12 protein-coding genes are annotated in these 11,755 nt (G+C 45.6%); 3 read left to right on the top strand and 9 right to left on the bottom strand.

Translation table 11 applies throughout. The annotated features are described in order from the left end of the window. Window positions 1-168: 168 nt before the first annotated feature. The 3 genes from DWX61_RS15105 to DWX61_RS15095 form a co-directional block, all read right to left on the bottom strand. Window positions 169-1,041 carry a phosphoribosylaminoimidazolesuccinocarboxamide synthase gene (locus tag DWX61_RS15105; RefSeq protein WP_015527192.1) on the bottom strand — a complete coding sequence of 291 codons (873 nt, stop codon included), beginning with the start codon at window positions 1,039-1,041 and terminating at the stop codon, window positions 169-171. Window positions 1,042-1,165: 124 nt separating this feature from the next. Continuing rightward, window positions 1,166-2,686: an ATP-binding protein gene (locus tag DWX61_RS15100; protein ID WP_118626147.1), complete on the bottom strand. Its 1,521-nt coding sequence runs from the start codon at window positions 2,684-2,686 to the stop codon at window positions 1,166-1,168. Further along, window positions 2,683-3,969 (bottom strand): vWA domain-containing protein, encoded by a 1,287-nt coding sequence (locus DWX61_RS15095; protein ID WP_118626145.1) that lies wholly within the window; start codon window positions 3,967-3,969, stop codon window positions 2,683-2,685. The genes DWX61_RS15100 and DWX61_RS15095 overlap by 4 nt, the downstream gene beginning before the upstream one ends. A 99-nt stretch (window positions 3,970-4,068) precedes the next feature. Between DWX61_RS15095 and DWX61_RS19000 the strand changes: the two genes are divergently transcribed. Together DWX61_RS19000 and DWX61_RS15090 are read left to right on the top strand one after the other, a co-directional pair. Then, window positions 4,069-4,575 (top strand): COG3415 family protein, encoded by a 507-nt coding sequence (locus DWX61_RS19000; RefSeq protein WP_182434019.1) that lies wholly within the window; start codon window positions 4,069-4,071, stop codon window positions 4,573-4,575. After that, the gene (locus DWX61_RS15090) at window positions 4,466-4,996 is read left to right on the top strand and encodes an IS630 family transposase (protein WP_182434018.1); all 531 of its coding nucleotides are present in this window, start codon (window positions 4,466-4,468) and stop codon (window positions 4,994-4,996) included. Before DWX61_RS19000 ends, DWX61_RS15090 begins: the two co-directional genes overlap by 110 nt. A gap of 35 nt (window positions 4,997-5,031) precedes the next feature. On the opposite strand, the gene DWX61_RS15085 is transcribed toward DWX61_RS15090, so the two are convergent. The 4 genes from DWX61_RS15085 to DWX61_RS15070 form a co-directional block, all read right to left on the bottom strand. Then, entirely contained in the window at window positions 5,032-5,463 is a 432-nt protein-coding gene (locus DWX61_RS15085; RefSeq protein ID WP_118626141.1) for a hypothetical protein, read from the bottom strand. 155 nt (window positions 5,464-5,618) lie between these two features. Continuing rightward, window positions 5,619-6,278 carry an SdpI family protein gene (locus DWX61_RS15080; protein WP_330637551.1) on the bottom strand — a complete coding sequence of 220 codons (660 nt, stop codon included), beginning with the start codon at window positions 6,276-6,278 and terminating at the stop codon, window positions 5,619-5,621. Beyond that, the gene (locus tag DWX61_RS15075) at window positions 6,265-6,543 is read right to left on the bottom strand and encodes an autorepressor SdpR family transcription factor (RefSeq protein WP_015527197.1); all 279 of its coding nucleotides are present in this window, start codon (window positions 6,541-6,543) and stop codon (window positions 6,265-6,267) included. Before DWX61_RS15075 ends, DWX61_RS15080 begins: the two co-directional genes overlap by 14 nt. A 215-nt stretch (window positions 6,544-6,758) precedes the next feature. Continuing rightward, window positions 6,759-6,989 (bottom strand): HPr family phosphocarrier protein, encoded by a 231-nt coding sequence (locus DWX61_RS15070; protein WP_118514290.1) that lies wholly within the window; start codon window positions 6,987-6,989, stop codon window positions 6,759-6,761. A gap of 154 nt (window positions 6,990-7,143) precedes the next feature. Here DWX61_RS15070 and DWX61_RS15065 point away from each other — a divergent pair, with 154 nt between their 5' ends. Further along, window positions 7,144-8,370: a 6-phosphofructokinase gene (locus DWX61_RS15065; RefSeq protein ID WP_118626139.1), complete on the top strand. Its 1,227-nt coding sequence runs from the start codon at window positions 7,144-7,146 to the stop codon at window positions 8,368-8,370. Between the two features lie 147 nt (window positions 8,371-8,517). Here DWX61_RS15065 and DWX61_RS15060 read toward each other — a convergent pair whose 3' ends face one another. Next, on the bottom strand, window positions 8,518-9,606 hold the full coding sequence (locus DWX61_RS15060) for a class II aldolase/adducin family protein (protein WP_110103225.1): 1,089 nt from the start codon (window positions 9,604-9,606) through the stop codon (window positions 8,518-8,520). 239 nt (window positions 9,607-9,845) lie between these two features. After that, complete coding sequence (locus DWX61_RS15055; RefSeq protein WP_118626137.1) at window positions 9,846-11,663, bottom strand: S8 family peptidase; 1,818 nt, start codon at window positions 11,661-11,663, stop codon at window positions 9,846-9,848. Between the last annotated feature and the right edge of the window lie 92 nt (window positions 11,664-11,755).

The raw sequence follows: 11,755 nt of genomic DNA, 5'->3' as shown, positions 1-11,755 counted from the left end.
TCCTTTAAATCTGTCAGGATCATATGGTTTCTGTATTTATTATAAATATCCCTCCGTTTTCTTGCAACCGTTTTGTTTTTGTCCTGTTTTATAAAGAAAGAAGCCGCCTCGGAATGGGCGTCCGAAGCGGCTTGTAAGGTATGTTCTATTTCAGAACTGCTGTTATTTTCAGGCCAGTTCTTTTCCTGTAAGCATTTTGTATGCCTGGAGATATTTCTCAATAGTCTTGTCAACGATTTCCTGAGGAAGTGTCCAGTCGTTGTCCGGATTGGCTTTCAGCCAGTCACGTGCAAACTGTTTGTCAAAGGATGGCTGACCATGTCCTGGTTCATAGCCTTCTGCCGGCCAGAAACGGGAACTGTCCGGTGTCAGCATCTCATCACCGATGACCATGTTTCCGTCCTCATCAAGACCAAACTCGAATTTTGTATCTGCAATGATGATTCCCTTGCTGAGTGCATACTCTGCACATTTTTTGTAAAGAGCAATTGTGTTGTCACGAAGCTTTTCTGCATACTCGCGTCCTTTTCCCGGGAAGTATTTCTCAAGATGATCGATACTCTGCTCAAAGGAAATATTCTCATCGTGATCACCGATCTCAGCCTTGGTAGATGGTGTGTAGATCGGCTCAGGCAGCTTGTCGGATTCCTTCAGTCCCTCCGGAAGCTTGATGCCACATACAGTGCCGTTCTCCTTGTAGCTTGCCCATCCACTTCCTGTGATGTATCCACGTACGATACACTCGATCGGCAGCATGTTCAGTTTACGGCACATCATGGATTTTCCTTCGAATTTCTCCTGCTGGAAAAACTCCGGCATATCCTTGGTATCTACAGAGATCATGTGGTTCGGAAGAATGTCCTCAGTCATGTCAAACCAGAATTTGGACATCTGGGTCAGTACAGCACCTTTCTTTGTAACTTCGTTATTCAGAATTACGTCAAAGCAGCTGATACGGTCTGTTGCAACCATGATCAGACTGTCTCCATTGTCATAAATCTCACGTACTTTACCTTCTTTGATTGGTTTTAATTCCTGCATGTTCTCACACCTCATCATTCGGTTATTTGATTTTTGTTTTCGACACCGTTACCGTATCACCTCACAAGCCCTCCTGTCAAGATGTCAGGCCCCTTTCAGTCATAAGTATTCGTTAAGGGATCATTCATATTTCTAATAGTGACGCACATTCCTCCTGAAGCTTTTTCTCCTGTTTCCGGTAAAGAAGCTTCTCACTGCAGGCAAAATAAGGATCACAGCCATACTCCCGGATAAAGGCCGCCGCATGGGTGTTCCGGGTCAATCCGGTAACAAAAAGCACCGTTTCCTGTCCGTCCCCGAAGCATTCCTTCATAAATGCAAATGCCTGTTCCAGCTCCCCGGTGATCTTTTTCGCACAGGCCTTTCTCTTCTCCGCCATTTCCGTAAAAAGCTGCCGGATCCGTTCAAAGCCAGCCTCTGTTTCTGTGATATGCTCCTTGCGGATAGTAAGGCTGAATTCCTCCAGAATGCGGATCACAAGCTCTTCCGTAGTCTGCTGATCTGCGGTAAGAAGCTCCGCCTCCAGACGAACAGCCAGACTTTTCTTCTTCATATCTGTAAATTCATCCAGCGCCGTCATGTCCTTTTTATCCTGGAGAAAAGCTTTCAGATGCAGAAGTTCCTGATAAACAGCACCTGTCTCACCATCCATCTTCTCATAGGTCAGAAAACTTCCGTTCAGGCCGTCAAGCAGAAGCCCTGTCACAAGGAAGCGTTCCTCAAAGGAAGCATCCTTCGCCATTTTTACCTTTTTCAGCTGCTCTTCCTCCGGCATCTCTCCGGAAAGCAGGCGTTCCAGGCCATAGTCCTCTCCGTACTTCCGGTACAGCTGATAGCTGGCAAAAAAGCTTCTTGCGATCTCATCTCTGCATAAATACTCCCCGACCAGATTCTCCGTGATCTCCACGCCCAGTTCCTCATAAGCCTTCAGGATCTCAGACAGGTCTTCCCAGCCTCTTGCTGTCACGAAGAATTTCCCGTCCACTGTATTCTCCACAGAATAAAAATGATCCTTTTTCATTCCGAGATAAGCCAGGATCGATCCGTGGATCTCCTTTTTCCAGGCATACTCCATCCACACATCAAGATCTGCCTCGATATCCATCCTCCGCACACGGTCCAGTGTTACAATATCAAACTCCCGGACCGACTTATTATATTCCGGAGGATTTCCTGCTGCCGCGATCAGCCATCCTTCCGGCACGCTGTGACTTCCGAAGGTCTTGTTCTGAAGGAACTGCAGCATAGTGGGTGCAAGTGTCTCGGAGACACAGTTGATCTCATCAATAAAAAGGATTCCCTCCTTTTTCCCGGTACGTTCCATACAATCATACACAGAAGCAATGATCTCACTTAAAGTATACTCTGTGATGCTGATCTCTTTTCCATTGTAGCACCGGGTCACGATCCTTGGCAGTCCTACCGCACTCTGTCTTGTATGGTGGGTGATAGTATAGGCTACCAGACCTGCCCCGCATTCCTCTGCCACCTGCTCCATGATCGCTGTTTTTCCGATTCCTGGAGGTCCCATAAGCAGAATGGGACGCTGCCGGAGTCTGGGAAATGTATAGCGCCCGGCTGCATCCTTCCGGTTGTAAGCCAGTAAGGTATGTTTGATCTCTTCTTTTGCCTCTTTTATATTCATGTTCTGTAACGCACTCCTTCCTGCTCTGCCACAAGCCGGATCGCCCAGGGCGGAACAAGCTCCATTTTTTCTGTTTTATGCAAAAATACAAAGGCCGTTTCATAATCCGGTTTGCTTCCGGGATATATCCCGTCCCCGTCTGTAAAATAGATCAGCGCCTTAAGACTGCGGATTTCTTTTTTCTCCTGCTGTTCCTTCACATACCGGAACACCGGCCGGAAATCTGTTCCGCCCCGGCCCTGTATGGTGATATTTTTGCTGTATTCCTTCCATTCTTCCTCGGAATGGATCACCTTAACATCCTGGATACAGCAGTCACACTGGATCAGGTACACCTTCATTTTATGGAAAAAATTCTCTTTTTCACTGAGAATGGAATACGTTTCTCCAAGGAATCTCCGCACAGTCTCTCCATCACAGGAGCCGGAAGTATCAATGGCGATCACCAGCTCCTCCAGACGGTTCACTTCCTTATATTCCAGCGGCTCGATCAGCGGAAGATTTCCATAATGCTCCATCCCGTAATTATAAAAAATATAATCAAAGCTTTCCGTATCCAGCTCCACCTCTTCCCGCAGCACAGAAAACTGACGGAGAAACTTTTTGTAATCGTACCTTCCGGATCTTACCGTTCCTGCCTCTTCCTTCTGGTCCCCTTTCTGACTTCCCCGCCGTTTCCGGTGATCCTGACGGTTTGCGGCAGTATAGGAAAGAAGCTTGTTCCATTTTTCCTTTGTTCTTTTTCCTTTTTCTCCTGTGCAGGTGTCCCACAGGGTGTGGTCATCAAAATGAAAGGCTTCCTCCAGTTCTTCCAGGTGAAACGGAAAAGTCTGTTCCTTCAGCTTCCGGCATATCTTTTCTGCGGAATCCGACCTGTCTCCCAGAATATGAAAAACCTTTTCACGGATTTTTTTCGCATCGCCGCCTGTCTCCAGAATCGGGATCTTTTCCCTGGAAATGATCTGTTCCACCGCAATATCACAGGCCAGGTTCCATAAGCGTCTGTCCTCCTGATCTTCCCGAAAAAGATGCAGATACAGGCAGTGCAGCAGCATGTGCAGATAACCTCTTCGTACTGCCTCCGGCCTTTTTACATAAAGCTCCAGCAGATATTCCGGGGAAAAAAGGAAGAAAGCTCCATCTGTTCCAATGGTTCCGGTCTGCTCTGAGCCCTTCCCGGAAATACAAGCAAAAGCACCGTCCAGATATGGGAAATAATAGTACAGCTCGTTCCTTATGTTTTCCAGGATATGTATTCCCAGTTCTTCCTGATTCCGGTCCACCGAATCCGCCTCCTGTCCTTCTGATCAAACTATAGCACTCCAAAAAAATACTGCACACTCTTGACAACAGGACTATGATAGAGTCAAGAGGTGATTATTATGTTACATGATGAAACACGTAAACTACTTATTGAAGCTTGGAATAAAACGCACAATGCAAAAGAAATCCCAGAGTGTTTTTCTGTGAATACCAGTACTGTTTACCGCCTGGAAAAACAAATGCGTGAAACAGGTTCTGTAAAAACAAGAACATCACAGAGAGGACGTAAACATGCCCTGACACCGGAAGATATCCAAAATATTGACCGGGTGGTTCAGCAGGAACCAGATATCACAATTGGTGAAATCATTGATAAACTTGGTCTGCATGTTTGTAATGAAACAGTCCGCAAGGCAGTTATTAAACTCGGGTATTCTTACAAGAAAAATTCTCTTCATACCTCAGAGCAGGAGCGTCCCCGATGTCAGGGAAAAACGCAGAAACTGGAAAAAACATATGTCGGAGAGAGACATAAATCATCTGGTCTTTCTGGACGAAAGCAGAGTAAACATCAATATGACGCGACATTATGCCAGAGCATGGAAAAACCGGAGAGCAGTAGATAAAACTCCACTCAACACGCCCTGCAATACAACCGTTCTTTCTTCCATACGTCTGAATGGAGACTGTGCCTATACAGTCTATCAGGGAGGAACTACTGCAGAGCGGTTTGCAGAATACCTGAAAACAAAGTTGCTGCCGACGCTTTCAGAAGCAGACATTATCGTTATGGATAATATGCGTTCCCATCATGCAAAAGTGGTGAAACAGCTACTGGACAGCTCAAAAGTAACCTATCTGTATTTACCCCCGTATAGTCCGGATCTGAATCCGATTGAAAAGATGTGGTCAAAACTCAAAGCATTTTTAAGGAAAGAAAAGATACGGATTGCATCGGAATTACCATCAGCTATTTCAAAAGGATTTTTAACAATTCGTCCAAAGGACTGCATAGGGTGGTTTCATTCGTGTAATTATGTGCAATAATTTATTGGATTGCTATAGTTTTTCACCAGATTTATTTACAATTCAAATTTCTTCTCTTTAAATCCATAATTTGCTTTTTTCAAATGGAGAAGTCCCATCAGCGCCGCAGGTCTCCTCCACTCTTCGGCCAGTTTCAGGAACACTTCCAGTTCCTGTTCCCCAAACCATTCGTTCTCATAAAGCTTCTCGATCTTTTCCCAGTCATCTTCCAGGATCAGACGTTCCACAGCCGGACGGATCCTTTTCTTAAGATATGCTCCATAATGCGCGCGTTCCTCTTCCTCCACACCTTCCTCCAGAAAATATCCCCGCAGGGCAACTGCCAGCCGCAGCGGCTCCTGTTTGGTACTTCCGAATTTCCGGTAAAGATGAATGGCCTCTTCTTTGGCATCCTCGTTCTCTGCCCGCATTTCAAGAGCATTGGCAGCAACTTCCACATCTTTTTGAAAACGGCTTAATTCTGTCATAGTGATCCCTCCTGTCTGCTGTCGGTTTATAGTGTTCGAGAAAATGTTTTTGTATGACATTATCATATCACGTACCGTTTTGTTTGAACATTATTTTTTGGTAAAAAAGAAGCCGCCACTGCCTTTTTACGACAATGACGGTCTGAAGATTTTTCTCAGATTCCCTTTTTATAAAGAATAAATGAATAGATCATTGGCACAAGGATGACCAGCAAAATTACCGCAAAAACAATTTCCGTTTTCAGGAGCAGCGAATTCATAAGAAAAAGCAGCCCTGACAGGATCAGTATCCAGCCTGTCATACGGTTGGTACGGTTCCAGTTCTCCTCGCTGTTCAAAGTCCAGGGAAGCTTCATTCCCACTGTATAATTCTGTTTCACCTTATGAACGTAATTTCCGAGAATGATAAACATGATACCTACCATGATATTCACGATCACACCTATATCAAGTTCCATTCCCAGAGCAAGTCCGTAGATCGCCATGCAGGTGATCACAGACACCACCGGAACCAGCCACAGGATCATGGTAAAAATACGCCTGTTGATATTTTTTCTCTTTGGATCATTGGCTGTAAAAAACACGCAAAACAGATGGATCAGCAAAAGCAGAAACGGAATTCCAAAAACTGCCATCGGCTTGCTGCTCCAGCCGTTGGCCACATTGTGCTGATCAAAATGTGTTGCGATCTTCTCCGGCAGACGGTCCCACAGCAGGATCCCTGCCAGTGACGGTGAGATCGTAAGGATACTCCCGGAGATCAGGGACATTTTATATTCCTTCAGAAACTCTTTTCTTTCTTCACCTTTCATCATTCTTTCCCCCTTTCAGATCACTGAGCCACAGAAGCAGCTCCTCTACAACTGTGGTATTCAGTTCGTAATACACGAAATTCTTTACCTTCGTTTCCCACACAAGATCTGCTTTCTTCAAAATTTTCAGATGATAGGATATGGTTGCACCTGTCATGTCAAAATGTCCTCCGATCTCACCGGCTGACATTTTCCCGTTTTTCAGAAGCTGCAGGATTTCTCTCCGCACAGGATCCGAAAGTGCCTTGAAGGTTTCTGCAAACGCCATCGTGTATGGCTTCCTCCTTTCGGATGGTATTTAGAAATATTTCTAAATAGAATATATCATTTTCGGCTTTTCCAGTCAATAACTATTTAGATTTTTTTCTAAATAGTTGTATTTGTCATATATCAAAAATGAGGATACCGAGCATCGCCTCTGCGACCTTACGATATCCTCATTCACCATCGATCAACCATTATTTATTTTTTCTCCTCTTAAACCTACCTCATGCAAAAACCAAGACTGGATGTGATCTCCGGCGCAAGCTCCGGCACATGTGCACAAAAGTCCATCTCTCTGCCAAGGCCAATAGATGCAACTCCAAGAATAGATTTGCCATTTACTGTCCTGTTTCCCCTTTTCAGATCCACTGCAAACGGAAAATGCTCCGTCACATCAAGAAAACGGTTCACTTCATCCATACTCTCAAACTGTACTTTTCTTACTGTCATCGTTTTTTCACCTCTTTTCTCTGTTTATACTATTATATTACTATGATATAAACATTTGCTAGAGTAATTTTTTTATAAAAAAGGTGATTTTTTTAGATGTTATCTTCTCCTATTTCTGTTACAATATAAAAAACAACACCCAGGAGGTATCAAAATGTCAAAAAAGAACCTTATCGCAGGACAATCCGGCGGACCAACCGCAGCTATCAACAGCAGTCTTTACGGTGTGGTATCTGAAGCACTTAAACATACAGAGGAGATCGACCATGTTTATGGTATGGTCAACGGCATTGAGGGATTTTTAAACGGAACAGTCCTTGATTTCCAGGAAGCACTTCCGGGAGAGCAGCTTCTCGCTCTTACCTGGACACCCGGCGCCTATCTCGGCTCCTGCCGTTACAAGCTTCCGGAATCCCTGGAGGATCCGGTTTATCCGAAGCTTTTTCAGAAATTCGAGGAGATGAACATCGGCTGGTTCTTTTATATCGGCGGCAATGATTCCATGGATACCGTCAGCAAGCTTTCCCGCTATGCCGAAAAGATTGGCAGTGACATCCGTATCCTCGGTGAGCCGAAGACCATTGATAACGACCTTGTAAACACCGACCATACTCCCGGATTCGGAAGTGCTGCCCGCTACGTAGCCTCCACCGTCCGTGAGATCACCCTGGACGCCTGTGTCTACGAGAAAAAATCCGTCACTATCATCGAGATCATGGGACGTCACGCAGGCTGGCTCACCGGAGCTGCTGCCCTTGCCCGGAAATACGTCGGAGACAATCCGCTTCTCATTTATCTTCCGGAAACCAATTTCGATGTAGAAGAATTTCTCCTGAAAGTTAATGCTGCCTTTGAGAAAAACTGCAACGTCGTAGTCTGTGTATCTGAGGGAATCCACGATAAAGACGGCACATTCATCTGCGAATACGACAGCGCTGCCGGAACCGACGCCTTCGGTCACAAGATGCTGGCTGGCTGCGGTAAATATCTTGAGAATCTTGTACGCAGCCGTCTTGGTGTCAAAGCCCGCTCCGTAGAACTCAATGTAAGCCAGCGCTGCTCTGTCTCCATGCTCTCTGAGACAGACCAGCAGGAAGCAATTCTCGCCGGTGAATTTGGTGTACAGGCTGCCCTGAACGGCGAAACCGGAAAGATGATCGCATTTAAACGTCAGAGTGATTCTCCGTACTCCATGAAATGCACACTGGAGGATGTCAACGTTATCTGCAACGAAGAAAAGACTGTCCCCGTAGAATGGATCACAGAAGACGGCTCCGATGTCACCGAAGACTTTATCCGCTATGCCCGCCCTCTGATCCAAGGAACTGTAAATGTTCCGGTTGGCGAGGACGGACTGCCGGCGTTCGTGTATCGGAAATAAGATTTGTGGTAATGCGGATAAAAATATCCACATTTGCTGCGTAACTCTGTCCTGAACAGATGTATCCGTCATTCGATAAAAATGCACCGGGAATTTCTTAACAGTTCCCGGCGCATTTTCTTTATTTCTCTATATATTTTTTCTTTTTTATTTCTTACTGCGGTATGCTTCTGCTTCCCAGTGTGTGATAAAATATGTGATCTCATCGGTCATCTGCAGCGGGCCGCCAAAGCTCTCCGCATACACTGCAAGCTTGATCGCATCCTTCACCAGAAGCTGTGCCTTTGCTGCCTTTCCTTTGTCATCTTCCATGATAAATGCGCCAACGCCCTGTACCAGGATCAGTCTTGGCTCTTTATCATGCTCTGTCATAAATGCATCCATCGCATTTTTCGCCTCATCAATATTTTCTACAAATAACGGATAAGGTCCGCAATATACAATATGATCCGGAGTAAACGGCTTCAGAAGAGGTGCTGCAGCAGTTTTGTCTTTTACAAAATTATCAGCCTCCGCAGCCGGTACGACTTCCACCGCATGTCCAAGCAGACTGGAAAGCTTCTGTGCTGCCTGCTCTTTTTCAGGTGTAACAGCATCACTTACATCCGCAGTTCTCTTTACCTGCTTTTCCAGCTTTCCGATCACACCATCGAATAAAACGCCAATCTCCTCTACAGTATCAGCCGCAACAAAAATTCCGTGATTCTGAAGCAGAAGGATCTGCACGTCTTTTCCTGTTTCTTCTTTATAGGCATTCATTTTCTCGAAGCAGATGCGGGCAAGTGTGTATCCCGGTTTGCAGATATCGATCCAGAGTACATCTTTTCCAAGAAGCTCTTCGCAAAGAGCCTTTGCGCCCTTTCCGCAGGTCAGTCCATTGATAAGTGTCGGATGAACATGCAGGACATACGTATAGGCAAACAGATTGTGGAGCAGCGCTTCCACGCTGGGACGCTTTGTTTTATCCTCATCGGTCACTGCCGCCATTACATCTGCAAGATATGCCGATTCACGCTTCACATCATCCGCCGGATATTCCGTTTTCATGATCTCATTCAGACGGGCTCTGTCCATTTTGACAAATTCCTCTGCCTTAATGGTAGCAAGCTGTGTACCGGATCCCTTTACATACAGTGTTGTATCGTCTTTTACAGAAGTATTACCGCCTCCTGCCAGAACATAAGCCGGATTGCTTCCGTAAGTGTTTGACATTTTTACCAAAGTTGAAAGCTCCATAGTAAAATCCTCCCTTTTGTATCATTATATATTTTTTCCATATATTTATAGTACACGATACAAAGTGAATTATCTATATGAATATTTTTTCCAAAATTAGTACTTTCGTATCCTTTTATTACTTTTCCAAATGTAATATCTATACATCTTTCCATTGAGTTTCTTCTGCGATCCGGGAAATCGTTTTTCCTTTATATATAAATAATAAGCAGCATACATGATCAAAAAAACAGATCATCTCACATCAGCAACTCAAAGGTATGATACAGATCCACCCTCCCATACCCCCACTCCGGGTTTGGGTACTGCATGTTTTCTTCTCTTCTTGCGCCTCTCTGCAGATAATATTTCACGCTGCTCCCGGTAAAAAACGGCTGATTATTCCGTATGATCGCCCATTCAAACAGAAGTGCCGCGATGCCGGCGGTCTGTGCAGCGGATATACTGGTTCCGGAGCGGGTTCCAAATCCGCCTCGTACCAGCGGCACTTTTACGTTAACGCCAGGAGCTGCAAGATGTGGAGTTATCATGCCATCTGGCGTATAGCCTCTGCCTGCTGCAATGTAGATGCTTCCGTCACGGTGCTGGTAGGCGGTTGCCGTGATGCTGTTCCTGGCGTCTCCCGGCGCTGTCACCGTAGTATAGGGGGATGGTTCCAGAAAATAAGTATCCTGGGAGATCAGCCCTTCCACAGGAAGCCACATATGGAACTTTACGTTCTGCTGATTTCTTGCCTTGGTAAAAATTTTCCAGATACCGGACGCCGGATGGAAAAATCGAATATACACCAGCGAATATCCGGTCTGACGCTCGATCAGGATATAATTCACATACACCTTTGTTTCCACAAAAACAAATGACAGCTCCTGAGTCCTGAAACCGATGGAGCTGCTTACCTCCAGTATCTCTCCTGTAGGTGACTGAATGGAAAGCCCGTAGATTTCCGGCGGCTCACCCCAGAATTCCATGGTAAAGCCCTGCTCTCCTTCCGCCACACGAAGCTCCGTCACGATCTGCTCCCTTCCCTGAGAAAAAAAGCCTGCACTGTGGTTTCTGGTATTTCCTTCGTTTCCTGCTGCCACAGATACGGATACTTGGGAAAAATTTGCCACATAGTCCACATACTGGCTTAACGCATTGGTCCCCAGATGTGCGCCCTGGCTGCTTCCGATTCCCAGACAGATAGAAAGTGGCATCTTCAGCTTTTTGGCCTGGGTAATCGCAAAAGCAATGGCCATCATCACATCATTTTCCTGAAAAGCTTCTGCCTCCGGAGGATAAAGATAAAAATTACGGAGATATTGTTTTGCCGGCTTTACCTTGATGATGATCAGGGTTGCCTCCGGCGCTGCTCCGGTAAAATTTTCTCCGGGTACCATATTTCCGGCAGCAATACCTGCCAGTGCCGTGCCATGGCCGTTGGTATCTCTGGATGGCACGATGGCAAACGGCTCCTCGGAAGCCAGTGCCCGGTCGATATCCTTTTTCCGGAATAATTTGCCATATGGAACTTCTGTATCTGTTATATCATCCCCCTCTTCCTGCAAATTATCTGCATCTCCATTTTCAGCTTCCAATTCCCGCCCTGACTGATTTTGTTCTTCATCTTCTATGGACTGATCCCATAAATAAGCGATTCTGGAGCCGCCTGCATTTCGAAACACTTCATTCTGATAATCAATCCCCGAATCGATCACCGCCACCGCAGTACCTTTTCCACGCAGCTTCAGATAGGGGTGATCGTGCAGCCTGTTGATCCCTGATTCCCCTGCTGCCTCCATATCCATGTAGGTATAGCATTTCGGGATTGAATTATAGGAGATTCCCGTAACCTCGATCTCTCCCATACTTTCCAGCGGAACATAAAGAACACCGAAAATTTCATTGATTGCCTGAAAAGATGTCCCCGGGAAAAGTTCCATAGTATCCTGGACATCCTGCATATATTTCACGATAAAATCCCCGAAGCGCTGACTCTGTGCCGGATTTTCCGTCTGCGCTCCGGGGATCTTATCCTCTGTTTTCATATTTGGTTCAAAATCTTCTTTTCTGAGCATGACAGGCCTGCTTTCGCCTTTTTCATAGATGTATGCAGCGAAAGCCTGTCCTTATACCACTATTATCCAACTTTTTCCTGATACATGGAACT

It is taken from the genome of Ruminococcus sp. AF20-12LB (assembly GCF_003478985.1).
Taxonomy (GTDB): domain Bacteria; phylum Bacillota; class Clostridia; order Lachnospirales; family Lachnospiraceae; genus Blautia_A.
Note: the sequence above shows the minus strand (reverse complement) of the source record. Positions and strands in the feature narration are given on the sequence as shown.